This is a genomic window from Novosphingobium sp. ZW T3_23 (assembly GCF_044987305.1).
GTDB lineage: Bacteria > Pseudomonadota > Alphaproteobacteria > Sphingomonadales > Sphingomonadaceae > Novosphingobium.
On record NZ_JBJDRF010000001.1, the window covers coordinates 88,015 to 112,880 of the forward strand.

Genomic DNA, 24,866 nt, shown 5'->3' on the forward strand with positions numbered 1-24,866 from the left:
CTGGCGGGGTGCGGGGTACACAAAGCCGGATCATCGCCGGTCCTCGCCGGAAGAGACGGGAATCCGATCGTCCTGCGTCGCAGGCATCGTCACGGGCGGAATGCGGACGACGCGGAGCGTCGCGTAATGGCCGGCGTCACTTCGTTCGGGGATGAGGCTCAGGACATGAGCGGGCTCCGGAGCCATGTAGCGACGGGACCACATATCCGTGCCGTCCAGAACGATCCGGCCGCAAACGGCTTCAAGGTGAGCCTCGGCCGCGCCCTTGGACAGTCGGATTCCGCCTGCCTTATCGATCTTCACGTCCCAGTCGGCGGGCACGAGAAACCGCGATACGCAGTCATCATCGAGGCCGATCCAGTTGTCGGAAACGAGAAGCGTGCCCTTGCCTGGCGAGGAGATCGATCTGCGGAGTGTGCCGTGACGGGTCGCAAGACGGCCGCCGACCGCGCGTTCGAACGGCTCGAGTTGAACGATCTCGGCTGCCGCGATCCGGCCAACCTTGAAGCATCCGAAATATTCGACCGGTTCGAGCCTGGCAAAGCAGGGTCCGTTGTGCGCCGCTGCGGATCTTTCCCATGCCCTGCGCGGGCCGGTGGAGTACTGCGAAGTCCCCGGATCGACGATGAGCCGTTCGCCGGCGACATCGACCTCGATCCCCAGGAAGTCGGCATGTCCATGGCCCGGATTCCACTCGGGGCCGATAGCGCCCGCATCCATCCAGACGTCGATCTCGCCCGATTCCAGCCTAATGTATCCGGCATCGGGGAGGATCGATTGTTCACGGCGCGGGTGCGTCTGCTCCAGGACGTCGCAGGCGCGAGGCGTTTCGCCGATCCAGCTGTCGTTGAAAAGCGCGATGTCGCCATCGCGGTGAGACATCAGCAGCCAAGCGCTTTCGGCGGCGGCCCCGCGCTCCCTGGCAAGCGCGCGCGTTGCCGGGCTCAGGAAATCCGCGGCGGCGAAAATCCTGAGCGCCATTACGCTGAAGCCCTGGTACATCGCCGATCGTTCGATCTGCATGCCATCGGGCAGGATCGTCTGCTCGATGATGGTGCGCACTTCTCGGTCCAGTTTTCTGGACTGACGCGCGCTGAACGGAACGCATGCCATGCCATAGAGGCACAGTGCGGCTAGGTTGCGCTCCGTGTGGTTGTTGCAAAGGTCATGCTCGACGTTCGCCCGCACGAAAGCGGCGTCCCGGTGAAGAAGGCGGGCAATCCTGTCCCCGAGTTCGGGCCCCAGCGTGCCGCGCGATCGTGCGAGCGCAAACCCGCTGAGCGTGGCCAGAATTCGATGGGAAGCACCGTAGGGCGACCAGATCGTGCGGAACGGGTCCGGCAGGTCGAACCCGATTGCGCGCTCGAAGCTCTCGATCAGCGCAAGAGCGGTGGATGCGTCCGCCGCGCGGCCATCGGCAAGCAGGCTGTGCACGATTTCGAGCTGGCACAGCTTCATGCGCCACAAGTTGTGATCGTGTTCGGAAGGCAGGCGATGCCGCCAGTCGATTGCGGAAACGCTGCCAAAGTCGACGGTCGTGCCCATCAGATCGAACTTGCCGTGCGCAGCCTCCTGGCAGTCGTGTAGAGACGAGCGGTAGTAGCGCGCGACGAAGTCGGCGAGATCGGCAGGAACGCAGCGGCTTTCGCTGATTTCCGGGAAGCGGTCGGCTGCGCTTTCCATTCGCCGCCGATAGGCGCCCGCCGTCAACGGCACGATAGTATCGCGGGCTTTTCGACGTACCTGATGGGCAAGAACGGTAACGGGAATGCGGCGCACCGCCGTAAGAAGCTGATAGGCGTTCATTGCGTCTTTCCGTCATCGCGCGCGTTTGGCGCTCTTTTCGCGTAGGCCTTGGAGATGCGGCGGCGGCGCTGCTTCGTTCCGAAGGAGAGGGATTCCAACCGTCCAGACCCCGCCACGCGGGTGGCAGGTGGCAGAAGAAAGCCGATCAGAATTGCGGCCATCACTGCTATCGGCAGCATACGCGCCGGATAGTCGACCAGCGAATGGAGCATGAGCAGCAACAGGCCGGTCCAGGCGGCAGCGCCGAGGCGCGACGATGAATCCGGAGCCTGCCAGAAGACCGATGCTTTCGTCAGCCACCAGCCAAACCCGGCAAGCAGGAGAACGAGCGCAGGCAGGCCTCCTTCCACCATGACCTCCAGAAACTCGTTATGGGCATGATTGACGTAGTGCTGGCCGACATGTTCAAGCGGCTCGCTGACGCGAAACACTGTCGCGAAGGTCCCGAAGCCGGTGCCGGCAGGCCAGTAGCGCGAGATGATCGTCCAGCTGTCCTGCCAGAAGGTCAAACGCCCCATATTGCCGTTCCAGAGGCGGTCGACCGCGATCTGGGTAACCTGATTGGTTGCAATCAGACTCCAGAGGCCAGCGGCGCCCACAAGGACAGTCACGAGCACGACCCGCCATTCCAGGCGTAGGCGCCCCTGGAGCAGCGGCAACAGGGCGACCGGGAACAGGAGCAGTGCCGCGCGCGATCGGGTCGCGAGCGCTCCCGCCAGAAGGCTCGCTATGACGAGGATGAGGAGGAGGGAGCGGGCAGTCGCCGTATTCCGCTTCGAAGCAAACCCGCAGGTAAGCGCCGCGCCGATCAGCAGGAGGCTGGCCTGGTGGTTGCGGTTGGCGAAAAACCCGGTCGCATACCCCAGATGGCCTTCGTGATAGAGAGTACCCCAGTGGCCCGGGGTGATCAGCTGTAAAAGACCCAGCATCAGGCTTGCAAAGGCGCAGCCGGTTGCCGTTACCGCAAGGGCGGAACGCTGGAACCGGTCCATGTGCAGCACGAGCAGGAGCATGGACATCGCAGGCAGGAGTGCGGCGAGGGCGCGTCGGGTCGCCGAAGGGGCGAGGCTGAGGGGGTGAGGCTGCGTACCCGTTCCGATCTGATCGGCGATGGCGCCGGCCAACTCGCGGCCGGGCAATGCGCGCCAGATCGAGGGTGGCAGCGGCACCAGCTGAACGAGAATGAGCAAGGCCCAAAGGCACAGCAGGATGAGCGGGAATTGCAACAGGCGCGCGGCTTTCGTCGGCAGTGGCCAGGCGAACGTCAGCGCCATGACGAGGATTGCCGTCATTTCGACCATGAGTTCAGCGATGCGGTGCGCGCTTCCCCCTCCGCCGAGGCAAAGAGAGACGACGAGCAGCACGATCGCCGCCACGAGCGGGCGCTGGTCCGCAGCGATCCTTCCAGGCGGCATCATGTCAACGGCCCTTCGTTGCCGGCGAGCGGAACGGCCTGTACCTTCTCCAACCGGGCTTCGCCGGCGGCGTGTCCGTCGGCGCGGCGCGCCTGAAGGGAAAGCAGCTGGGCGGAGCATCCCGATGGCGGTATAGCAAAGTCCGCTTGCCAGCCCGCAGATGCGGCGCTGCCCTGCGTGGAGACGGTCCTGCTGCCCGGAAGGCATCGCACCATCCATTTGAGGCCCCCTGCGGCCAGAACCGATGCAGATGGCATCTTCACGAAAAGGCGATAGCGGCCAGGGCCCAGGACCAGCGTCTGTGTCAGGACCGTACCGTGTGCCGTGCCGTCGGTAGCGATTACGAGATTGCGAGCAGAAGGTTTGTCGGCGTCTGCAGCGACCTTCAATGCAATGCCTGGCAGGCGATGTGCGGTCCACTCGAACGGGTTGGGAACCGGCGCGGATCGGCCGGGCTCGAAACGGCCGAACTGCGGATCCAGCACCGGCCCGGCCCCCGCATTCTTGTTAACAGTGATCCAAAGCTTGTGCGCCTGCGCGATCTCGCCCTCCTGCGCGAGCGCGCCGACATAGGGGGTGATTTCGTCAGGTCTTGCTGGCTTGCCGGCCTCCGCAAGCGCGATCAACAATGCCTCGTGGGCGTTCCGCGACGGGGCCGCAATGAAGTCGAACCGCGTGAAGAATTCCTTCCTCCACGGCGGTGAAGTATCCAAGCGTTCAATCAGGGCGTTTCGGCCGATCGTATCCGTCGCGGCGGCGTGAAGAGCCGGCATGAGCCTCGGCGCAAGCTCGGGTTTGCGCCGCAGCAAGGCATCGATGTGGCGCATGGCCGCGGAAGCATCTCCACGTCGCACGGCATCGTCCAGCAGCATCAGCCCGGTTGGGCTGTCACGCCATCCCAGGCGCCCGGCGAGCGAGATCAACGCCTGTGCCGGCGCGTCGTTTCCTCGCAGCGCCTCGGCGGAAGCGAGACGACGAAGGGCCACCTGATCGTAGAGCGACTGTGCCAGGCGGCCCCGCAGCGCGGCGGGCTCCGTCGTCCGTTCGTTGCGCTGTCCGGCCAGAAGGTCGGCATTGATCGTCGCCACTTGCGACATTGCCGCAAGAGCGAGAATGCCCACGACGACCGGGCGGACGAATGCCGGAACGGATGCGATCTTCGTGCTCATCGTCGCCACAACCAGCGACGCGACTGCCGCTTCTCGTTCTCGTAGCTGTAGTACTGGTCGTAGCCATAGCCCAAGGTCCTCAGCTCGACGCGGTTCAGCACGATGCCCAGCAGGCGGGCGCGGCTGAGCCGCAGACGCCGGAGTGCCGCGAGAATGGTGGCCCGCCGCGTCTGGCTGGCGTCGACTACGAAGACCGTCGCTTCCACATGCGTGGCGATGCTTGGTGCATCGGCAAGGCCGAGCATGGGTGGACCATCGATGATGACGAGGTCGTACTGATCGCCCAGCACCGAGATTATCCAGGGCATGATTTCGGTGCCCAGCAGTTCGGCTGGATTGGGAACCGAGGCTCCGGCGGGAATGAAATCTAGGTTCGCGATCGAGGTGGCGCGCACGGCGTCGTCGATCTGAATCGTACGGCCGAGGAGCTGGACCAGGCCGTTCGTATTCTCCAGCGACAGCAGCTTGTGCATCGCCGGGCGGCGCATGTCCGCATCGAGGAGCAGCACCCGCTTGCCGACGCGGGCGAAATCGCGCGCCAGTGCATAGGCGGAGGTCGTCTTGCCTTCACCCTTGCCGCAGCTGGTGATGAACAGCGACTGAGGCAACCCGTCGGCGCCGGAAAGCTCGATGGCGGAGCGAACCGTATGGAAGGCTTCGGAGACGCTCGAAGTCTGGATTTCCAGTTCTTCCGAAAGCACCGCGCTGTCTTCGATGCGAGGCACCATCCCGAGCGCCGTGATGTGCAGCTTGCGTTCGACTTCGCTCATCGACCGCACGGCATCGTCGATGTTTTCGCGCAAGTAGACGATCGCGAGGGCGACGAAGAATGCGCCGAGCAGCGACAGGCCGAGGTTGACCGGAGCATTCGGAGAGACGGGGGAGGTCGGCATCGATGCGACGTCGACGATCGAGATATTGTTCGAAGAGACGCCCGCCGCGGCGCTGATTTCCTTGAAACGCTGGAGAAGGCCGTCGTAGAGTTCGCGATTGGTGCGAACTTCTCGTCTCAGAATCGTGTATCGGATGGAACGATCCTGTTCGGACAGTGTCGCTCCGGTCAGGCGGGTGACTTCGCCCTGCATCTGCCGTTCCTGGAGTTCGGCGGTTACGAAGCGGTTATGGATCGATTCCCGGATATCCCTGGCAAGGCGCGCTATGCGTTGATCGATCGCCGCAATCTCGCTGCGCAGGCGAACCAGCGCAGGGTGGCGGTCCTGCCGGCCCTGGCTCTGTTCCGCATAAGTCGCTTCAAGCTGGGAGCGGCGGTCCATCATGGTCTGGATGGCGGAACTGGAGAGAACTTCCGGCAGGCTCATGATCGGTGCCGCCTGGGTCGATACCCAAAGCTGCTGGGCATCGATCCTGCGCGCCCGAGCCTGGGAAAGCGCTTCGTTCGCCTCTATGAGGCTCGTTGCCACCAGAGAGGGGGCCGAGCCGGTGCCGGGGCTGGCCTCCCGGATTGCGTCGGTGTCGATGATGCCGTTCGAGCGTGCGTAGGCCACCATGCTCTGTTCGGATACTTCCAGCCTTTCCTTCGCCTGCTCAAGCTGTTCGCGCAGGAACTGGCGGGCGTAGACGGACGTGTCGTAGCGGCGGTTGAGGTTGCTCGCGATCATGGCCTCCGCAAAGGCGTTGGCCACTTTCGCCGCAGTGCGCGGATCCGGGCTGTCGAAGGCCACATGTGCGACGCGCGACCCTTCCGGAAGCGTCACCGTCAGATTGTCCCGCAGGACGGCAATGACCTGCTCGCGATGGGCCTGATCGGCATCGAGCGAGCCCACGGGCCCTTGGCCTGGGCGAACATGCATCGCTTCGAGAAAGCGATCGCCGGAGAACAGTCCCAGGCTGTCCGCCACGCGGATGGCGAGGGCGCGGCTCCGCAGGATCTCGATCTGGGTCTGGAGAAACCGATCGGCGTCCTGCACGGCCTGAACTGGTTCGATATCCGGGGCATCGAGTACGCGCGACGCCTGTTGGTCTATCTGCAGGCTGGCTTCGGCGCGATAGGTCGGGACCGTGAGGAACGTCACGGTCACGCCGAGAAGGAGACCGGCCGCGCAGATCGCGGCAACGATCCACTTGTTGCGCAGCAGCGCGGCACGAAGGCCTTCAAGATCGATTTGCGAGCTGGAAAAGAGCCAGGAATCCTGGCTCGCTCCAGAAGGACTGGCGGCAGTCTGGGGAGAAATGGGAGGATTCAGCATCGGAAAGCTTTTCCAGGCAAGTCGCGGAGCACGGGACTATCGTTCATCGGTAGGCTCGGAACACGGTTATGAGGGGGGCGGTGGTGAGGATGTCGCGCCAGGTCGATTTCAGCGCGGAGAAGCCGACGACAACGGTATCTCCGCCGACAAGTTCGGGATCGGGCAGTTCACCTCGCCGGATCATGCCGATGTCGAATACGGCCCCCATCGGTTTTCCGTCGATGGTGCGCAGGATGACCACTTCCCGCAGGGCGGAGACACGGGTCGTACCCTCGGCCATCGCGATCGCACCGAGCAGGGTCGTCTTGCCCTGAAGCGGATAGATCCCGGGCTTGGCCACGGAGCCCTCCACCACGACCCTCTGCGAAACCGCGGTGGTGAGATTGACGGTCACATCGGGATTGCGCAGCATCTGTTCGCTGAGCCGGGCGGCAATGGCCCGGGCAAGGCCATCGGGCGTGAGCCCGCTTGCCTTGACCTGACCGATCAGGGGAAGCGAGATGTTGCCGCCGGTGGTAATTTGAACTTCCTTGAGGCTGAGATCCGGCTCGCTCAGAACCGTCAGGCTGATGACGTCCGCAGGACCAAGGACATAGTCGCCATCGTCGCTTTCATTGTCGGAGATCGCGGGGATCACCTCATAAGCCGAGAGGTTGCGCGGAAGGTCGGCACGGGCGCACCCCGCAAGGCAAAGGGCCGTCAAAATACAGGACATTCCGGCCCGGATACGGCGGTGTGACAATGACAGGGATTTCACGAATTCAAGTCCTGGATTGATGGAACCGATGATCGGACCCGTGTTGGGGACGACGGTGTTCTCACAGGTGGACGGTTCGGCTCGCTTTCACGCGGTTTGCGGAACCGCGGGTTCAGGGCGAGCCCGATGAGGAGCCAGAAAGGGGGATAGGCCGGGGGGAAGCTCTGCACCCAGGTCATGAACATCATTGCCAGGGCAAGCGGCGTGAATAGCAGGGCCGAGCGTGCGACCGTGCGAAACAGGAGGACCACGAACAGCAGGCCGGCCAGGCCGTACTCGAGGAACAGCACGGGAAAATAGGCGAGCGGTGAGCCGGCCAGGCTGAGCGGCACGGCAGTGGCATAATAGCCTACCAATCCGAAGACCTTGCCCAGTTCATACGTGAGGTAGATGTCGCCGCCGACCTTGAGGAACGATCCGGCACCGTAACCCAGAAGATTGGAATCGATCATTCCAAGAACGCCGACCACGTTGTGAACGATGCGATAGGAAAGGGTGGTGTTGAGCAACGCGGCCGGCGATCGCAGCGAGAGAATGACGAGATCGAGACCGCGCACGCCGGTTTCGGGTGCAGAGCCGACGGTGAGCAGCAATGCAGCGGCGAGGACCGTGCCGACCAGCACGCGCACAAGCATGGCGCCGTTCTGCCTGCCGGTCTGGGTCAGATGGTGGATCCCGGCAAGCACGAGAACGGCGAAGAAGCCGGATCCGGATTTCGACAGGACGACGTTGAACACGGCGACAGCAATAGGCCAGACCGGCGGCCGATGGCCCTCGTTCACCAGGGCCTTGCGCGTAATTACCGCTAGGAGAACCATGAAGGCCATCGTGAAACCGAAATCGGTGGCTTCCGGCGCGAGGCTGGTGGCGCCGCGCCCGCCGGCGACGCCGATTGCCGTCGGGACGAGCGGCCGCGTAATCGCGAGATAGGCGCCCTTGCTCACGAACCCGAGCAGCGCAAACGCTGTCCACAGCGGCAGACTGAGCCGCAGAACGCGCCAGAGAAGGAATGGCGAGACGTAAGGCGTCGCGAGCAGGATCGACCAGCAGATCAGGAAGCTTGCCGATTTTCTGAGGTAATAGTCGATCCCGACATCGCCGGGAGCGTAGATGTAGAGCAGGAACCAAACCGCGAAGATGAGAACGAGGATCTGGAACCCGTCGATCCGCAACGTCGTAGTGAGAAGCCGATGGAGCGCGAAGGCCCAGCACAGCAAGGCGGCCCAGGGCTGAACCTGTGACGGCGCGGCGATCGGGCCGAACGCGATATAAGGCAGGCAGCACATCGTGACCGCCGCAAACAGCAATGTTGCGCCGATCGCATCGACTGATACCGATGGCCATTGATGCCGTTCGCGTAGAGGAAAAGCGTGGGGCAATGCAGTCAAGGTACTGCTCCAGGCCCGCAATAGCGATTTTCCGGCGTCGGGCGCCGGCCGCGACACACCGATTGCAGGATCATGCCGGGACGGCCTCGGGCTCTGCTTCAGGATGACCGGAGGCTGCGGGACGCTTACGCGAAGCCGCGTCGATGGTTTCGAAGAAGGCCTGCTCCAGCTTCAGGAAATGCGATTCCCAGGTCCAGTTATCCTCGACGTATCGGCGGGCTGCTTTTCCGAGCGTGTCTCTGCGCTCGGGATTGGCAAGCAGTCCGACGACGCAATCCGCAAAGGAGGCCGCGTCGTCGGCCAAGCAAAAGGTATCGGTCGGCGCGATGATGCCTTCGTTGGCCACCGAAGTCGCGACGATGGCCTTGCCGCATGCCATGTATTCGATGAGCTTGTTCTGCATGCCGCCGGCGGCGAGCATGGGGTTTATGCAGACGCTGGCCGAGCGGATGTTCACGCCGACGTCTTCCACGGTGCCGGTTACGACGATCCCGTTGGTGCCATCGAGTTCCCTGATCTCGGCAACCGGGTCGCGCCCCTGGATGATCAGTTCGGCATCGGGTATCGCGGCGCGGACGCGGGGCCAGCACTGTTCGACGAACCACAGGGCGGCCTGGACATTGGGCTGGTAGAGCATCGATCCCGAAAAGACGACGCGACCGGGGACGATCTCTTCAGGCGTGGCGGCCTGATAGCGCGAGATATCCGTGCCGTGCGCACCATAGACCCAGTTGTCGATTTCCGGCTGGCCCTGGGCTTTGCAGACGGCCTTTACCTTGGCGACATCAGCGGGCCCGATCAGTACCGATCGGGAAAAGCGCTGCCAGACCCTCGCTTCGAAGCGCTCGCACAAGGCCGTTTCCAGCCTGTAGAACAGACGGCGAAGCGGATTGCGCTCGTTCTCGAAAATGCGCCTCGAATTGAGCGACTGCGAAAGCTGCATGGCAAGGAACGAAACCGGAGATCGCGTTTGGCCATCGCCACCGGCCTGTGCCAGGCGCGGGGGCACCGCATGAGCGCTGCGGATGTAATAGCTGTAGACGAGGTCGTACTGACCCGCGTCGATGGCGGTTGCAAGGTCGCGTTGCAGGGCGCGGTTGCGGAACATCGCCACCTGGGCGGGCTCGCCCCGGCACAGGCCGGCCGCGAGCCCTGAAAGAATCCCGCCGAACCCCTGGCGATAGATGCGCAGCGTCCGGCAGGTGCTGGCAAGCCAGTCGCGTTGCAGGGCGGTCAGTTCGCCCTGCATATCCAGCGTGTAAAGGTCGATGGAATGCCCGCGGGCCGCGAGAAAGGCCATCAGATGCGCGACGGTAAGCTGATCGCCGCGCATCATCGGAAACGGCAGCCGGCTGTAGACGAAGGCTATCCGCAGAGGCCGCCCGCTGGGCGAGCAGTCCATGACTTTTGGAAGCTGGCTCACGATCAGGGCAGCCGGTTGGTGCTGACGTGTCTGCGTGCGTTGATCTTGAGATCGGCAATCATGCCGATACTGTCGATAGCCAGGTCCCATTCCTCGCTCTCGGCGGCTTCGCGCGGCACGAAGAGGCGATTGAGTGCAGGCAACTGGCTATAGGCGTAGCCCAGATTCTGCCCGATCAGTTTCGAGGGAACGAGCGTCGGGTCGTAGACCGACAGTTCGTATCCGGCTTCGAGCAGTTTGCGGGCGAGATCGAGATTGGCGCTTTCGCGAAGATCGTCGCTGTCGGCCTTGAACGAGAGACCCGCGAGCAAAACCTTGCCGCCGGGAGCGACGTTGTCCCGCACGTACTGGAACAGGAAATACTTGTGGTTCTCGTTCGAGCGCAGGACGGCGTCGATCATCACGGTATGCGCGCCGACATCGGCTGCAATGTATTGAAGCGCTCTCACGTCCTTGGGCAGGCATGATCCGCCAAAGGCACCGCCGGGCCGCATGTAATAGGACGAGATGTTGAGCTTGGTATCGGCCACGAAGATCTCGTGGACCTTGCGCGCGCTGATCCCGAGCTTGAGCGCGGTCCGTCCGATTTCATTGGCGAAGGCGACCTTGACGGCGTGCCAGGTGTTGTCGACGAACTTGGTGAATTCCGCTTCGCGAAAGCCCGTGACGAAGGTCGGCGCTTCGATACCCTCGTAAAGGGCGGTCATGTTCGTCGAAGGATGCCCGTCGGCGGTTCCGATCACGATCTTGGGAGGATGGAAGTAATCCTCGATAGCGGTGGCTTCGCGCAGGAATTCCGGATTGTAGACAAGCTCGATCGTCTGCGGCAGCCGATTGCCAAGCTCCGCCTCGAAGATCGGCATGACCAGACTGTCGAGCGTGCCCGGACGTATCGTCGAACGGTAGACGACGGTGAGCGGGCGAGGGCGATTGCTCGTGACAGCAGCAGCGATCTGGCGGCTGACCTCGGCGATATAGTTCATGTTGTGCGCGCCGTCAGGACCGCTGGGCGTGCCGACGCAGATGATCGCCATATCGCAATCGTTGACGAGATCCCCGGCTTGCTGCGTATAGCTGAGGAGCCCGAGTTCGCGGCCCTCGCGAAGCAGGTCGTGAAGACCGGGCTCGGCGATCGGGCACCCTCCGGCGTTGAGCTCGGCGACTTTGGCTTCGTTGACTTCGACACCGCTCACCATGTGACCGGATCGTGCGAGACAGGCTGCTGCTGTTAAACCAACGTAACCCATTCCGAAAACGGCGATATGCATCTGAAAATGTTCCTGTGGGAGCAATCGGCGCATCGATCTGCGCTCGAAGAAGTGGGGAGAACTAGAAAACCGACTTGCCGGTGAGGGCCATCACGGTTCTGAAAACGATTCCGACATCGCCGGTCAGCGACCAGCGCCGGAGATATTCGAGGTCTGCGTTCAGCCGATTGGTCAGGTCCGCATCGGCGAATGTCGTGCCGCGGAAACCCCTGACCTGGGCGAGGCCGGTCAGACCGGGCTTGACCGCGTGGCGCTGCCAATAGGCCGTATCGACTTCCCAATAGAGCTTGTTACCCGCCTTGGCGCCCAGGGCATGGGGACGAGGCCCGACAATGCTCATGTCGCCGCGCAGGACGTTCACGATCTGGGGCAGTTCGTCGATACTCGTGGCGCGGATGAAACGTCCGACCCGCGTCACCCGATCGTCGTTGCGACCTTTGGTCAGCTGCGCGCCGTGCAGGTCCTGAACTTCGGTGCGCATGCTCCTGAACTTGTACATCTCGAAGAGCTTGTTGCTCCTGCCGATCCGGGGCTGACGGAACAGGACCGGGCCGGGACTGTCGAGTTTGACTGCCAGCGCCGTGGCGAGCAGGAGAGGCAGCAGGAAGATCAGGGCCATGGTGGCAATCGCGATGTCGAACAGCCGCTTGGTGAGGCGTTGGCCGTGCGTGAGCGGTTCGAACGCTACCTTGAGCGTGCTGCGGCCGACGAGGTTGCCTGCTCCGATGGGCGCGAGGTGGTTGACCTCCTCGACGAGTAGCTCGACGGGCACGTTGGCGCCCCGCAGAGCGGCGATCCATGCCGTCCGTCGTTCGATGGGACAGGCCACGACAACCCGCTCCGCATCCCGCGTAAGCGCGCCGAGGCGGGCGAGCGCCGCCGGATCATGGGCATCGGGATGAAGATCGTGAGCACGGGTATCGAAGACCAGCCCCGCGAATTTCGGCAGTGTGACGACCTGCTCGTCGAGCAGGACGATGGTTCGGGAGCGACCCCGGTCCTGCCACCAGTCCGATGACAGCAGCCGTCCCAGGGCCAGACGGGCAACCCCGAGTGTCAAGGCGCTGCAGGCTATCGCCCGGACAAGCGTCGTGCCGATGGGAGCATCCATGGATCCCAGCAGAACTGTAAGCGCCGCGATGGTGGCAATCGCCAGCAGGGCCAGCCATGCCCGCTGCGCGCTCCTTACCGCGTCGGCGGCGAGTACTGGGGCATAGCAACCTCCGTACAATGCGATGGAAACGTATGTGGCCGATAGCACCAGCATCAGGTTTCGGCGCGGCTCGAAGCTGCCTTCCGGCCAGATTGCCGACATCAGCGCATAGGCGCCGAGAAGCGCCAAACCATCGAGTGCCAGCACCTGGCATCCGCTCAACAGAAACCGCAGCGGCTTTCCGACCGATGCAGCAGGTTTGAACGGTTGATAGTTCTCGAGTGTCGGATACTGATTTTCAGTGCCTGTCGCAAAAAGCTTCGAGGAACTGGGAACTGAACTGAGCACATGCCCCCCTTTCGCCGAACCGCAAGATTCGGCTGAGCCGGTACCTATTGAATTGCCGGGGTCCGCCGCCCCGCCCGGCGGACGCCGAGGTTTACGAGGCGGGGCTTACCGGCCGGTCGTCATCGTCGGAGAGAGCCACCGCGGTAATGCCTCCTGCGGCGATCACGCCTGCAAGCGCCCACATCCAGCTGCTTTGAAGAATACTGCCGCCCGCGGCTGCGCCGGCGGCACTTCCACCCGCCGCACCCGTCTGGGCTGCTACACTCTTTACGCGCTTCGCGCGGCTTTGGCCCGGAGGGGCAGCAGCAATCAGCGAGGCTGCTGCAAAGATGGCGATGGCGTTTCGATAACGATTCAAGGACATAAGTTGCTCCATCTCGCTTTTAATTGCGATGGTCGTGGAGGTTAGGAACGTCTCTCCCAGGAACGCTCCTAACCAGGCACGGGGTGTTTCCTCGTCCTTGGGGGCGAGGCTTGGGCGGCTCACTTTCAGGCTATGGCGCCACGACGGTTTTGGAGAACTGTGATGTGTTCTCTCGACAGCCGTTTCTGGGTGACGGAAGGAGGGAATGGCATGCCCAGGATTGGAAAATCCCACCCTCTCCCTCGGCTTCTTCGGTTGCGACCCGAAGGATCATGGATCCAGGCCCCGCTTGCCGTTTCGGCTCCGAAAGCGCTGGCGTGCGACGGTTTGCTCACAACGCCGCACTCATGGAATGGGCCTCGCTTGCGGCGATGTTGCAGGAACGGGGGTGGCCTCCCGTGGCATGCCCCCACAGATAGCCTTGCTGCCAATCGACCCCGGCTTCGAGCGCAATCTGCTTCTGCTGCCGGGTTTCGACGCCTTCGGCAACGACGGTTGCGCCGGTAGAGCCGGCGAGTTGTGCAAGCCTGAGAAAGATCTCGCGATCCCGATCGGAAAGTGTAGCCCGGCGCAGGAACAGCCGATCGATCTTCACGATTTCGGGCGAGAGGGCGAAAAGCTGGCGGATGGATGCGTGCCCCGTGCCGAAATCGTCGAGAACGATACGGCATCCCAGTTTGCGCATGCCATCCACGAACCGGACGGCATCGGAGACACTGGCAAATGCGGCGGTTTCGGTGATTTCGAGGAAAAGCCGTTCCGCGATATCGCGGCGCTTGGCCAGGGTGGCCTTTACGTCATCCCACCATGGGTCGGCCCGGAGGCTGAGCGCAGACAGATTGACGGCTGCCTGGATTTCGCTCGAGCGGTCGAGTTCAGCGATCACCTGCCTGACCATATGCAGGTCGAGCAGGCGTACGAAGCCGGTCCTTTCAAGGGAAAGGACATTACTCGCGATCGAAACTGAATTTCCGCGGTCATCGGGAATACGGGCGAATGCTTCGAAGAACTGGGTCGTACCCAGGCTTACACTATGCACTTTTTGCCAGAAGGGCCGCATGACGCCCCCTGAATCCGTATCTCCGCCTGGCACGCCGACACCGATCAGTGCTCGAGAGGCATTGGCCATGTCCTTGCGGTATTGCTGAGCCCAATTCGGCTGTCTCTGATCCGGAATGGCATAGGGAAACTGCCACTCCGGAGTAGAGAAACCGTCCGGATCTCCTCCAAGGGTCCAGTACCCGGACAGCCAAAGGTGAACTTTATCCGGCCCACACTCGAACGGAACGAGCGGAACGGTTTCGCAGACGAGGCGCATCCACGCATGGCATCTTTCGGTGTCGAAATTGTCGCCCAAGGTCGGTCCAGACTTGAGCCGAACGCCCAGAACGTCGTGCCTGCACGTGCGAACGGAGCCATCGAGCCCGAGCATTCCGGAAAGACGTTCAGATGCTGCGGCTACGGCTTGCTTTGCTACCCGGTCGCCAAATGCTGCCAGTATGTAACGATAGTTTGCAACTCGGAACAGGAACATCGCTTCCTGAGTAACTGGCTGCTGGTCGATGGGCGCCGAGCCGACGGGGACATGCCCATCAGTGTGTGTCCACCCTGCTTTCGTGCCTAGATACATAGCCCGCCCTCGCTTCGGTGCGACCGGCGTTCGAGCTGCCGAGTCTGAGACTCTTTAGCCAAAAGTGTATCAATTCACGCTGGACCGCCGCAAAGGATTGCCGTTAGTGATGTTAACTTATTCAATGGGTTAGCGTCGCAAGGACATGATCAAATGCCATGGACCGTCTACAACCGTTTTGGACACAGAAAATACCTCACCAGTAAAGAGATAGACGCTTTCGTTCAGCAGGCAGGATTACGAAGTGCCGATGTAAAAACGTTCTGTAGGATGATTGCATTCACCGGATGTAGAATTTCAGAAGCCTTGTCTCTAACGCAAGAAAGTATAGATTTTGAAGCAAGGCAGGTAATTATTCGTTGTTTGAAAAAGCGTGGGCGGCGCATATTCAGGGCGGTTCCGCTTCCGTCTAGTTTCTTAAAAGATCTTCAGAACTGGTTGCGATCCCGCAAAGATAGATCCATCGCCTTGTGGCCTTGGTCGCGCATGACAGGTTATCGCAGAGTGTGTGAAGTGATGGAGAGCGCGGGCGTCAGGGGGGATTACGCCAGTCCAAAGGGTTTACGGCATGGCTTCGGTGTTCGGGCGATCCAGGCGGGGGTGCCGCTAACGTTAGTCCAGAGGTGGCTGGGACATGCCGATATCAAGACCACGGCGATTTATACGAGTGCGGTGGGGCCCGAGGAACGGGAGATCGCGTCGCGTATGTGGCGGAAGCAGGCCGCGATAGAGCCGATCCGTCCAACCCAAGCCGCCTATGAAAATGAAGGCGATTTCGTAGTCGACATCCCGCCTGCCGAGAGGCTTGAGCGGGTAGCGAAAGAAGAAGGCGATCGCGTAAGTCTTGAAAGTCGTGATAAAACTGAAGCGGATTCGTTGCTTCAGAAACCGAGCGCCGACTTTCCGGCTAACACGGAAAAACCCTCTCCGGCTTTGTCGAATTTAATCGGCTATTGCTCGTTGATACACTTTTGGCTATATTGTCGCTTATATTGTCATTCAAAAACAAAGACATATGATCCTCCTCTCACGGATTTCCCTGAACGCTGGCAATTGGCGCAGAAGGCCCTGGAAGGGCCAGCGCCGAGCTCTCGGATGCTCGAAAAGAAGGGGCGATCCGCCTCCAAACCGGGCGGTCCCATTTCCAAAACACTCGCTGCATTTCCTCTGCCGCGTCTCTTTCATTGGCGGTGACGGACGGTGCCTCTAACGGCGATCCTTCCAGCCCGGGGAAGGTAACGCCTCCTGCGACACTGGCGAGTTAACGTTTCGTATTCTTTCGCACACATGGCGCAATATTGATGCAGCGCCTGATCGCAGCCCCGTTCCCGTCGACCTGCCGTTGAGCTGCATCGTTACAGCATCGGAAGGCTATCACCGGCGCTATCTTTGGAATGCCTATCTTTCAGGATTAACTCGTTGGAGCACCCGAAGGATCTGATTTCGATGGGCTTCGCTTTGCCGATCGCCGGACCTTCCTCGATCCGACAAATTCGCGGCTTTCTTTTCGCGCGGGCGCAGCCAATCAAGCAAACTGTGGCACGGCGATACGTCTCTTTAAAAAGTCATCGCCATCGTTCGCATGTATCCAATGGCGCGTATCGGAAACGGGGCAGCTTGCGACACGGCGCGGCAGTTGAGATCGTCGCCACTGATAGACGCATTACTAGCCCGCCGGATAATTACGCCGACGTTACGTGGAGCCGCAGCGCCAACGGCTGACGCAACGTCAAATCACTTATCTCGATCGCGCTCGACAGCACGCCGATTTCGGCGAAGCCTGCGCCGATGCTTCCGGCAATATCGGCGCTCTGCCGCTCCTTCAGGTCGATGTCGATCTGCGGGTGGGTTGCCATCCAGGGCGCTAGTCGCCTGGGTAAAAACTCCGCAATGGCGGCGGTGTTCGCGAAGATGCGGACCGAAGCGCGCAGCCCTTTGGCATATTGGTCTATATCGCCGCATCTGCGCCATTTGGTGCAGTATCGTGTGGGCATGGTGTGCCAGCATTTCTCCGGTTTGCGTTGGTGCTATGCCGCGGCCCCTGCGATTGAGCAGGGTCACTTCCTCCGCTGCTTCCATGTCGCGGAGCCGTTCACTGGCCGCTGGAAGGGACAAGCCTATTTCAGCACCATGGGTGATGCTCCCGGCATCCACCACCGCGAGAAACAGGCGAAAGTCAGTCAGGTCGAAGCGCATGCTAGTCTCCTAACGTGTTTCCTGCCTTCGCTCCAGCCGTAGCCACAACTCGGTCCTTCCGCATTGTCAGGCGCAGAGCGGTCGCTACCTCTGGCGCATGTCTGACCATTCATTCCCGATATCGCCGTGATCATCACGACCTTCTTTGCCGCCGGCATCGTCAAGGACGTGACCGGCATGGGGTTGCCCACAGTTGCCATGGGCGTGCTTGGATCGCTGCTATCGCCGCTGGTGGCCGCCGCGCTGCTGCTGGTGCCATCGTTCGGGCCTCCGGTTCCGCTTCGCTCCACCTCTATCCGGATATGGAGGCGATGAGCTTTGATGCACTAATAGACCAATCGGTCCCCTCGGTGGGGGCAGATCACCCTTCTGGAGCACGGGCTATCTCGACCGCGCGGTCCGGCATTTGGGCGGCAGTGGCGTCGAGGTGCTGGACGAACTGCTCGCGCACGTCGCGCCATTGGGCTGGGAGCATATTGGACTCACAGGCGACTATCTGTGAAGTGAAATGGACAAACCCGGCGTGCGGTCCACGCCTCTCCGTCTCCATCAGAACGAATGGGATGCTTAGTGTACATTTTCGAACATCCTCTCACCGGTTCCCCAAGGGAACTGCCGTGTGAAATCGTGCTGATCTCTATAATGTGGTTTTTATTGGTTCTGTCAGATTACTCTTTAAAACTAACTTCTGTAAAATTTTGATTTCGGATTTTCTTGGCGCAGAAAGCTATTCATGAGGGGGCACCTGTCACGAAGGCATGAGATGAGCGTGGAGATGGTCCGCAAAGTTTCAGCCTTAGATTGACGGAAGCAGGGCGGATCTGAGGGGGAGAAGGGGCAGGGCGGTTGGGCGTCGCGCAGCTTTGCGCTAGAGACCTGTCGATGCGGATACTACTTATAGAAGATGATGCGGAAGTGGCTGGGTTCATAGCCGAAGGCCTCGCGGCGAACGGCCATCTAACGCAAACTGCAACGGAAGGACGCCAAGGCCTGCGTCGTGCGCAGAGCGAGAATTTCGATGCTCTGATCGTGGACCGCATGTTGCCGGATATTGAGGGGGCTGACCTCGTCTCGCAGATGCGCGCCCTGGGATTATCAGTTCCGATCCTGATCCTCACGTCTCTTGGGGCGATCGAGGATCGGGTTAAGGGGCTCGGCAGCGGCGCGGACGATTACCTGGTGAAGCCTTTCGCCATGGCGGAGCTGTCAGCGCGGATCGATGCGCTCGGCCGCAGGGGGCGGAGCGGCCTAAGCGATACCGCGGCCTGTGGGACGATCAAGATCGACCGCATTCGCCGCGAAGTATGGCGCGAAGGGCAGCGGATCGTCCTCCAGCCTCGCGAATTCGAGTTGCTGGAGCAACTGATCCGCCAGCAGGACCAGGTCGTTTCGCGTGCGATGCTGCTGGAGCAGGTCTGGCACTTCCATTTCGATCCGCAGACCAACATCGTGGAAACGCACATGAGCCGCCTGCGGCAAAAACTGAATGCCGGTTTCAGCCGCGATCCGATCCAGACCGTAAGGGGTGTCGGTTACAGGCTGAGCAGTGATGCCTGAGCTGCGATTGGGGCGCCTCGGGGCAATCACACGGATCGCCGGCTGGTTCGTGGTCTTCTATACGATAGCTACGCTGGGCCTTGGCGCGACCATATACGTCATCGGGGAAAGGGCCCTTCGCGAACAACTGGACGATCGCATCCTGACGGAGAGCGATTATCTGGTGCAGGTTTATCGCTACGGGGGCATGGATAGCCTGCGAGACACCTTGCAGCGCCGCGATGACCGCGGTGTCAATACGTTGGGCTACCTGCTGACAAACCATGCAGGCCAGCGGATCGGCGGCGAACTGACGACCGATCATCCGCCAATCGGTTGGGCGCAGATCGAATTCAGCGACCAGGACGGGACGCGCAACGTTGCCCGTTCGTTGACCGTCCGGTTGACGGACGACAGCAATCTCACAGTGGCAATGGAACTGGCGTCGGAGCGCGCCTTGCGTCGCACGACGGGACATCTTCTTCTGGCGGGCCTGGGCACGACCCTGCTGGGCGGCATCGCGGGCGGCGTGTGGCTGACGCGGGCTATCCGGGTACGGCTGAAAGCGATAAATGCCACCGCACAGGGCATCATCTCGGGCGACATGAGCCTGCGAATGCCGGTGCCGCAGCCGGATGACGAGTTCGGCCAGCTTTCGGCAACGCTCAACACCATGCTGGACCGCAACAGCGCACTGATCGAGAACCTGCGGCAGGTTTCGAGCGGCATAGCCCATGACCTGCGTACACCGCTTGCCAAGGTGCGCCAGCGACTGGAGCGTATGATCGTGCTGGCGCCGCAGGACGGCCTCCTGAGCGATGAGGTCGAACGCGCGATCGCGGAGATAGACGGCGCTCTTTCCCTGTTCAGCGCGCTTCTGCGTATCGCCGAGGTGGAAGCGGGCGCTCTTCGGCAATACTTCCGTGCTTTCGATCTGGGCGAGGTCGTGGCCAATGTCTGTGAAAGCTACATGGCAGTGGCGGAAGACAGCGCGAAGTCTTTGACATGCGAGTTGACCGCGGGCGTGGAGGTACTCGGAGACGGCGAACTTGTCTCGCAAGCCCTCGTCAATCTGCTTGAGAATGCTATACGCTATACCCCGCCGGGTTCGTCCATTCGCGTGGCCCTAAGCCATGATCGAGATCGGGCGGTGCTAAGCGTCACGGACGATGGTCCCGGCATTCCTGCCGACCAGCACGATCTACTGACACAGCGTTTCGCGCGAGGGGACCAATCGCGGGCAAGCCCCGGCTATGGCCTGGGCCTTAACCTCGCCCGGGCCGTCGCCGAAGTCCATGGAGGGCAACTTCGGCTGACTGACGCGAAGCCCGGGCTCAGGGTCGATTTCGAGATACCTGCCAGGGCAGCCGCCTAACCGACCGCCGGCTATCACTTTCGGACCGTGTATCCGGCGCCGCGAACCGTAACGATCGGATCGCTTCCGACCTGCTCCACTATGCGGCGCCTAAGCCGGCTGATCGAAGTATCCACGCGCTTGAGATTGGCGGCAGGCATGCCGACATTCTTCCAAACGGCGGTGAAGAGCCTCTGGCGCGACAGAATAGAGCCGGCATTGCATACGAGCTGCGCGAAAAGCCTGAACTCTGGAACCGAAAGCGCCAGATCGGCCCCGCGATAGCAAACCCGCAATCGTTCGGGGTCGATCTTGTAATCTCCGGCTTCGACAAAGCCGTTATGCGCCGAAGTCCATTCGCACCGGCGCATGAGGGCGTCGATCCGGACATGAAGCTCGTCGGTATCGAGTGGTTTGGCCATGTAGTCGTCGGCACCGCTCATCAAACCGTCGATCCGCTCCGCAGGATCAGCGAAAGCCGATATCATGATGACGGGTGTTCTCACACCGTTCTCGCGCAGGCCGCGCACCACGCTCAGCCCGTCCAATCCGCGCAGCATCAGGCCCAACACGATGATATCGAAGCGGCCGTCCGACACTGCGCGCATGGCTTCTTCGCCGTCTCTCAAAATCGTGACGCCGTGCCCGCTTCCGCGCAGGCGCTTGCACAGCCTTGCTGCGAAGAGGGTGTCGTCCTCAACGATGAGGACATCGTGAAGGCGCCCGCTCTCCCCCAGGTGCTCGCCTGGCGGGCGACCCGCGTCCTTGCCTGCGCGGGCAAGGTGCAGCGCACGCGATTGGGGGGATCCGCTCATACCGTCACAGCTCGCTTATGAGTCTCACGCCGGCGTGCGGCCGCCATCCCAGCTCTGCTCCGTGCGCTGCGCCAAGGCCCGCCTGCAGAGAGAGGTTGCGGCCCAGCTTGTGGTGCAACTGGGGCATGACAAGTGCTTCCCGCCCGCGCCCGGACTTGAAATTGATTTCAACGCCTACGCGGCTCGCCTCCGACAGGTCGTAGAAAGTCGAATGGTTGAGCAACAGACGTCCACCGCCGTCCCGGCCAGAACTCACGTCGCCAAGCCCAGCCATCGCCATCATGCTCCAGCGTTCGTCGAAGCGGAAGCCAAGGAGGTAGAGCGCGCTGCTTTCCCACCGCGCATTTTCGCGATTGTAGAGCCCGAGATACTGGACGCCATGCACGCCCCGGCCTTCGGCAAGCGTACCGAAGGTTCCCTGCAGCCCCACTTTGTAGTCGGTGACGCGCTTGCCCTCGAAAGGAAGCTCGAGTTCCACTGCGAACCCGTCGGCAACCGCCAGCTCGATCTCGGGCGCCCACTCGACGGTCCGGTCCGGACCGGAAAGCCGTGTCTGGGCAAGCGTATTGACCTCGAGTTCTCCGGCTTTCGCACCGAGTGGGCGGACCATGTCGAAGACCATGGGTTCGGGGACATCGGGATAGTTTCCGGCCTGCGCTGGAGCAACGGAGAGGGGCAGGACGATTATGGACAGGGCCGCGATCAGCGAGCGCATTATAAGGGTTTCTCCTGGCAAAAACCCGGATCCTGACGGTCGCAGGTTTGGGCGGTGCGCGAGGTGGCGGGAACCCGACTGCTATTGCGGCACGTGCGGTGGATTTGACAGAGCGCTGCCGGAACATTGGGAATAAGCAATGTTCCGGCAGCGACGCTTATTTCCTGCGGGCGACGCACTTGCCGCCGTCGGGACCGACGTCGCCACTGCAGGTGCGCACGGCGATCATGGGTTTGTCGATATCGATGAGATGGTTCCCGTCGGTCCTGCGCTCGAGGTCGAAGCCGTCGTAGAGTTTCCCCGAAGCAGTGAAAGTGCGGAACTGCAACCGATCACCGGCGACATCGACAACCTGATAGAGTTCGTCGCCTCGGCCGTCTTGTCTGGCTGGGTGCGGGCACGGTCGTTAAGGCTGTACATCTTGGAGCCGGTCACCGAGACGAGGTAGACGGGGCCTTGCAACTTGCCGTCCTTGCGCATCGTGGCCGAGGCTTCCCGTCCGGCCTCGGAAGTGAGGCGGCTGTAGCAATGGTCGTGCCCCTGGAGCACAAGGTCTACATTGCGGGAGTCGAATACAGGCTTCCATGCGGCCTTGACTTCTGAGGTGTCCTGCGGCCGCGCACAGGTGAAGACAGGCTGATGGAACAGGACGACGTTCCACTTGGCCTTGCTGGAGGCCAGCGTCTCGTCCAGCCACCGCGTCTGCTGTTCCATGGTACCGAGATCGATCGCCGAAGTTCCATCCAGCACGATGAAGCGCACGGCCTGATAATCGACGAAGTAGGTGGTCGCTTTCACGTCCGGTGCGCCGTTCGTCGGCAGTGCGAACTGCAGCGGCCAGTACGGCCCCAGCTTGCGGCTTTCACCACCGTCCGGCAGGGGCACATCGATATACTCGTGATTGCCGGTCGCAGGCAATTGCGGAACGATGCTCCAGTTGTAGCCGCCGGCCTGATTGAACTCTCCCCATTCGTCGTCATGGTCGAGATCGTCGCGCTGGGCAGCGAGATCTCCGGCGTGGAGCACCAGTTCGATCCCGCCATTGGCATGGAACGCCTGCCGGATGACACGGCTGGCATATGTCAGGATGCCGTTCTGGATATCGCCGAGGTAAAGGAACCGAAACGGCTTGGGCTGGGTGCTTGCGGTGCGGAACTGCATCCATTCCGTCCAACCGGCGCTGCCTTTCAGGCGATAGGCGTAGACGGTTTCGGGGGTGAGGTTTTCAAAGCGGACCTGATGATAGAGGGCCGGGCCGTTGGCGCTGCCCTTGGCGATGCCAGGCGTGCCGGTGAGGAGAACGGCGTTTTCTTCCAAAGTCGGCCCATCGACGGCGATGGCGATCTGGGCTTCGCTGGCGGATTGGGCGGTGTCGGTGCGCCACGCAACGGCCATGCCGGTGCTTGGATCCGCCGATGGTGTCAGCATGATGCGGTCAGGCAGGCTGCGTGCCGCGTAAAGTGTGCCTGGCGAGCGCGGCACGCCCTGCGCCAGAACGGACGGCGACAGGCACAGCGCCAGCGCGCCTAGAGCGAAAGTGCGGATCGGGAACGGCATGGTCGTATGGCTCCGGAAAAAACGGTGGCGTGCCTGAGGGCGCTGTCGGCTGCGGGCGTGGAATAGACTTGGTCGGGATCAGCCGAAGGCCGGGATTCATCGACCTTGCCGTACATTGCCTAACCCCTTCATATTGCCAGACCAGTTCCGCCATTCGACACGGCTAGTTGAAGCCTAACATGACGCTCGCGTTACAAATCGCCGGTGAAGAAGTGGGGAGGGGGCAACATTGGGAATAATCAATGTTTATGCGCCTGCGTGATGTCCGGGGGCTCCATCGGCCTTTGTTTTCGGGACAGTTCGGCCACGTCGATGGGGTTGGCCGCGATGCTTCGGCGCGAAAACGTTTCCGATGGTCCGTCATAACGGGCGCATCGCTTCGCATCTGCCCTGGGCATGGGTAGCGGGTGACATCTATCTACGTCATAGCGCCTTCATGTCAGTACATGCGTCCAAACGAACACTTTACGCCGCTCTTGCGGCTAACGCCGGGATCGCCATCGCCAAGTTTTGCGGGGCCGCATATACCGGCTCTTCCGCGATGGTTTCGGAAGGTATTCACAGTCTGGTGGATACCGGCAACCAGATCTTGCTGCTCTACGGGATCAAGGACGCGAGCAGGCCGGCCGATGCATCGCATCCCTTCGGCTATGGCCTTCGCCTATACTTCTGGGGTTTCGTGGTGGCGATGGCGGTTTTCGCGCTGGGATCCGGTGTCGCCATTTACGAGGGCGCCGAGAAGGTCGCGCATCCGACACGGATCGAGAGCGCATGGGTCAACATTCTGATCCTTGTCATAGCAATCGGACTGGAAGGGTCGTCTCTGGCAGTCGCGCTTCGCGAAGTGCGCGCAGAGGCCGCTCGCCGCGGCCTTGGCATGCTGAAAACCCTTCAGAACCACCGCGATCCGACTATTTTCGCGGTTGTGTACGAAGAGACCGCGGCTCTGGCGGGGCTCTTGGCGGCGCTCGTCGGCATCAGCCTGGCGGTAGTGCTGGACATGCCCGTACTCGACGGCTGGACTTCGATCGCGATCGGCATGATCCTTGCCGTGACGGCGTTGAGCCTGGCGCGCCGTTGCTATGTCCTCATGACCGGACAGTCCGCCGATCCGGCCATCGAGGAGCGCCTTCGGGAAATCCTGGAGCGAGTGAAGGTGATCGAGCAGGTCAACGAAGTTCGAACGATGCATTTCGGGCCGTCAGAGGTTCTCGTTCTCGCTTCTGCGGATTTCGTCGACGACACGCTGGCCGGTACGGTGGAGCGCATCGTCTCTGACGTGGAAGACGGCATGCGGGAAGAATTTCCGGAGGTTCGGCGCGTCTATATCGAGGCTCAATCGACCGTCCGTCACCGCGAAGCGCTGGAAGATATTGGCGAAGATGTGGACGCTCTGTACCGGGATGCGGAAGCCGAGGAAAACGAATATAATTTAGGTATTAAGAGGTAATTTCCTTGGCACGACGCGCTGCCTGATTGTTGTCATTTGCTATTGAGTTGATGAAAGAAGTTTCCAGCCCTTACAAGGAGCTTGCCGCCTGACAGAACACTGAACACCCGACTGGCAATGCCAATCGATGATGAGTAACGACAGAGCCAATGGCGAGGCCAACCCGCCTGATTCAATGCGCCTCAAAAGCGCGTCACGTTAATTAGGGACGCCGCCAGTGGATTTCCATCAAGGCCAGCGGTGGAAACGATGGCGCACAAGCAAGCCAGACACGAAAGCAACCGATCAAACGACCTCGACAACATAGGCCTTGCA

General features: G+C 61.6%; 20 protein-coding genes and 2 pseudogenes. 6 read left to right on the top strand and 16 right to left on the bottom strand.

Features of this window, described 5'->3' with window-relative positions; translation table 11 throughout:
• Window positions 1-30: 30 nt before the first annotated feature.
• The 11 genes from ACI3K3_RS00355 to ACI3K3_RS00405 form a co-directional block, all read right to left on the bottom strand.
• On the bottom strand, window positions 31-1,806 hold the full coding sequence (locus ACI3K3_RS00355) for a heparinase II/III family protein (protein WP_404911387.1): 1,776 nt from the start codon (window positions 1,804-1,806) through the stop codon (window positions 31-33).
• Window positions 1,803-3,224 (bottom strand): O-antigen ligase family protein, encoded by a 1,422-nt coding sequence (locus ACI3K3_RS00360; RefSeq protein WP_404911388.1) that lies wholly within the window; start codon window positions 3,222-3,224, stop codon window positions 1,803-1,805. The genes ACI3K3_RS00355 and ACI3K3_RS00360 overlap by 4 nt, the downstream gene beginning before the upstream one ends.
• Window positions 3,221-4,390: a hypothetical protein gene (locus ACI3K3_RS00365; RefSeq protein ID WP_404911389.1), complete on the bottom strand. Its 1,170-nt coding sequence runs from the start codon at window positions 4,388-4,390 to the stop codon at window positions 3,221-3,223. The genes ACI3K3_RS00360 and ACI3K3_RS00365 overlap by 4 nt, the downstream gene beginning before the upstream one ends.
• The gene (locus ACI3K3_RS00370) at window positions 4,387-6,597 is read right to left on the bottom strand and encodes a GumC family protein (RefSeq protein WP_404911390.1); all 2,211 of its coding nucleotides are present in this window, start codon (window positions 6,595-6,597) and stop codon (window positions 4,387-4,389) included. Before ACI3K3_RS00370 ends, ACI3K3_RS00365 begins: the two co-directional genes overlap by 4 nt.
• A gap of 43 nt (window positions 6,598-6,640) precedes the next feature.
• Window positions 6,641-7,312, bottom strand: coding sequence for a polysaccharide biosynthesis/export family protein (locus tag ACI3K3_RS00375; RefSeq protein WP_404911391.1), 672 nt, complete (start codon window positions 7,310-7,312; stop codon window positions 6,641-6,643).
• Between the two features lie 38 nt (window positions 7,313-7,350).
• Window positions 7,351-8,661: a hypothetical protein gene (locus ACI3K3_RS00380; RefSeq protein WP_404911392.1), complete on the bottom strand. Its 1,311-nt coding sequence runs from the start codon at window positions 8,659-8,661 to the stop codon at window positions 7,351-7,353.
• A gap of 151 nt (window positions 8,662-8,812) precedes the next feature.
• Window positions 8,813-10,165 carry a glycosyltransferase family 4 protein gene (locus ACI3K3_RS00385; protein ID WP_404911393.1) on the bottom strand — a complete coding sequence of 451 codons (1,353 nt, stop codon included), beginning with the start codon at window positions 10,163-10,165 and terminating at the stop codon, window positions 8,813-8,815.
• A gap of 2 nt (window positions 10,166-10,167) precedes the next feature.
• On the bottom strand, window positions 10,168-11,466 hold the full coding sequence (locus ACI3K3_RS00390; RefSeq protein ID WP_404911394.1) for a nucleotide sugar dehydrogenase: 1,299 nt from the start codon (window positions 11,464-11,466) through the stop codon (window positions 10,168-10,170).
• A 28-nt stretch (window positions 11,467-11,494) separates the two neighbouring features.
• A complete protein-coding gene (locus ACI3K3_RS00395) occupies window positions 11,495-12,808 on the bottom strand; it encodes a sugar transferase (protein WP_404911395.1) in 1,314 nt (437 codons plus the stop codon).
• Window positions 12,809-13,025: 217 nt separating this feature from the next.
• On the bottom strand, window positions 13,026-13,532 hold the full coding sequence (locus tag ACI3K3_RS00400; protein WP_404911396.1) for a hypothetical protein: 507 nt from the start codon (window positions 13,530-13,532) through the stop codon (window positions 13,026-13,028).
• 97 nt (window positions 13,533-13,629) lie between these two features.
• Window positions 13,630-14,832, bottom strand: a complete 1,203-nt coding sequence (locus ACI3K3_RS00405; RefSeq protein ID WP_404911397.1) for an EAL domain-containing protein — start codon at window positions 14,830-14,832, stop codon at window positions 13,630-13,632.
• A gap of 249 nt (window positions 14,833-15,081) precedes the next feature.
• Between ACI3K3_RS00405 and ACI3K3_RS00410 the strand changes: the two genes are divergently transcribed.
• On the top strand, window positions 15,082-16,122 hold the full coding sequence (locus ACI3K3_RS00410) for a tyrosine-type recombinase/integrase (protein WP_404911398.1): 1,041 nt from the start codon (window positions 15,082-15,084) through the stop codon (window positions 16,120-16,122).
• 488 nt (window positions 16,123-16,610) lie between these two features.
• Here ACI3K3_RS00410 and ACI3K3_RS00415 read toward each other — a convergent pair whose 3' ends face one another.
• Complete coding sequence (locus ACI3K3_RS00415) at window positions 16,611-16,922, bottom strand: LysR substrate-binding domain-containing protein (protein ID WP_404911399.1); 312 nt, start codon at window positions 16,920-16,922, stop codon at window positions 16,611-16,613.
• Window positions 16,923-16,995: 73 nt separating this feature from the next.
• Window positions 16,996-17,124, bottom strand: a pseudogene (locus ACI3K3_RS00420) (LysR family transcriptional regulator); the annotation flags it as partial.
• 126 nt (window positions 17,125-17,250) lie between these two features.
• On the opposite strand from ACI3K3_RS00420, the gene ACI3K3_RS00425 reads away from it, so the two are divergent.
• The 4 genes and pseudogenes from ACI3K3_RS00425 (at window position 17,251) to ACI3K3_RS00440 (ending at window position 20,035) form a co-directional block, all read left to right on the top strand.
• Window positions 17,251-17,439: a hypothetical protein gene (locus tag ACI3K3_RS00425; RefSeq protein WP_404911400.1), complete on the top strand. Its 189-nt coding sequence runs from the start codon at window positions 17,251-17,253 to the stop codon at window positions 17,437-17,439.
• 55 nt (window positions 17,440-17,494) lie between these two features.
• A pseudogene (locus ACI3K3_RS00430) lies at window positions 17,495-17,695 on the top strand (Tn3 family transposase); the annotation flags it as partial.
• A 311-nt stretch (window positions 17,696-18,006) separates the two neighbouring features.
• On the top strand, window positions 18,007-18,681 hold the full coding sequence (locus ACI3K3_RS00435; protein ID WP_404911401.1) for a response regulator transcription factor: 675 nt from the start codon (window positions 18,007-18,009) through the stop codon (window positions 18,679-18,681).
• Window positions 18,674-20,035 (top strand): ATP-binding protein, encoded by a 1,362-nt coding sequence (locus ACI3K3_RS00440; RefSeq protein WP_404911402.1) that lies wholly within the window; start codon window positions 18,674-18,676, stop codon window positions 20,033-20,035. The genes ACI3K3_RS00435 and ACI3K3_RS00440 overlap by 8 nt, the downstream gene beginning before the upstream one ends.
• 14 nt (window positions 20,036-20,049) lie before the next feature.
• Here the strand turns inward: ACI3K3_RS00440 and ACI3K3_RS00445 are convergent, their stop codons facing one another.
• The 3 genes from ACI3K3_RS00445 to ACI3K3_RS00455 form a co-directional block, all read right to left on the bottom strand.
• Window positions 20,050-20,829: a response regulator transcription factor gene (locus tag ACI3K3_RS00445; protein ID WP_404911403.1), complete on the bottom strand. Its 780-nt coding sequence runs from the start codon at window positions 20,827-20,829 to the stop codon at window positions 20,050-20,052.
• Window positions 20,830-20,833: 4 nt separating this feature from the next.
• Entirely contained in the window at window positions 20,834-21,544 is a 711-nt protein-coding gene (locus tag ACI3K3_RS00450) for a hypothetical protein (RefSeq protein ID WP_404911404.1), read from the bottom strand.
• A 225-nt stretch (window positions 21,545-21,769) separates the two neighbouring features.
• The gene (locus ACI3K3_RS00455) at window positions 21,770-23,101 is read right to left on the bottom strand and encodes a metallophosphoesterase (RefSeq protein ID WP_404911405.1); all 1,332 of its coding nucleotides are present in this window, start codon (window positions 23,099-23,101) and stop codon (window positions 21,770-21,772) included.
• A 352-nt stretch (window positions 23,102-23,453) separates the two neighbouring features.
• Between ACI3K3_RS00455 and ACI3K3_RS00460 the strand changes: the two genes are divergently transcribed.
• Window positions 23,454-24,551: a cation diffusion facilitator family transporter gene (locus ACI3K3_RS00460; RefSeq protein WP_404911406.1), complete on the top strand. Its 1,098-nt coding sequence runs from the start codon at window positions 23,454-23,456 to the stop codon at window positions 24,549-24,551.
• Window positions 24,552-24,866: the final 315 nt, after the last annotated feature.

Excerpts from the sequence above, each read along its gene's own strand:
- ACI3K3_RS00355 (WP_404911387.1), bottom strand. The coding sequence starts at position 1,806 with ATGAACGCCTATCAGCTTCTTACGGCGGTGCGCCGCATTCCCGTTACC.
- ACI3K3_RS00360 (WP_404911388.1), bottom strand. The coding sequence starts at position 3,224 with ATGATGCCGCCTGGAAGGATCGCTGCGGACCAGCGCCCGCTCGTGGCG.
- ACI3K3_RS00365 (WP_404911389.1), bottom strand. The coding sequence starts at position 4,390 with ATGAGCACGAAGATCGCATCCGTTCCGGCATTCGTCCGCCCGGTCGTC.
- ACI3K3_RS00370 (WP_404911390.1), bottom strand. The coding sequence starts at position 6,597 with ATGCTGAATCCTCCCATTTCTCCCCAGACTGCCGCCAGTCCTTCTGGA.
- ACI3K3_RS00375 (WP_404911391.1), bottom strand. The coding sequence starts at position 7,312 with ATGTCCTGTATTTTGACGGCCCTTTGCCTTGCGGGGTGCGCCCGTGCC.
- ACI3K3_RS00390 (WP_404911394.1), bottom strand. The coding sequence starts at position 11,466 with ATGCGCCGATTGCTCCCACAGGAACATTTTCAGATGCATATCGCCGTT.
- ACI3K3_RS00405 (WP_404911397.1), bottom strand. The coding sequence starts at position 14,832 with ATGTTCCTGTTCCGAGTTGCAAACTATCGTTACATACTGGCAGCATTT.
- ACI3K3_RS00410 (WP_404911398.1), top strand. The coding sequence starts at position 15,082 with ATGCCATGGACCGTCTACAACCGTTTTGGACACAGAAAATACCTCACC.
- ACI3K3_RS00415 (WP_404911399.1), bottom strand. The coding sequence starts at position 16,922 with ATGCCCACACGATACTGCACCAAATGGCGCAGATGCGGCGATATAGAC.
- ACI3K3_RS00435 (WP_404911401.1), top strand. The coding sequence starts at position 18,007 with ATGCGGATACTACTTATAGAAGATGATGCGGAAGTGGCTGGGTTCATA.
- ACI3K3_RS00440 (WP_404911402.1), top strand. The coding sequence starts at position 18,674 with ATGCCTGAGCTGCGATTGGGGCGCCTCGGGGCAATCACACGGATCGCC.
- ACI3K3_RS00445 (WP_404911403.1), bottom strand. The coding sequence starts at position 20,829 with ATGAGCGGATCCCCCCAATCGCGTGCGCTGCACCTTGCCCGCGCAGGC.
- ACI3K3_RS00450 (WP_404911404.1), bottom strand. The coding sequence starts at position 21,544 with ATGCGCTCGCTGATCGCGGCCCTGTCCATAATCGTCCTGCCCCTCTCC.
- ACI3K3_RS00455 (WP_404911405.1), bottom strand. The coding sequence starts at position 23,101 with ATGCCGTTCCCGATCCGCACTTTCGCTCTAGGCGCGCTGGCGCTGTGC.
- ACI3K3_RS00460 (WP_404911406.1), top strand. The coding sequence starts at position 23,454 with ATGGTCCGTCATAACGGGCGCATCGCTTCGCATCTGCCCTGGGCATGG.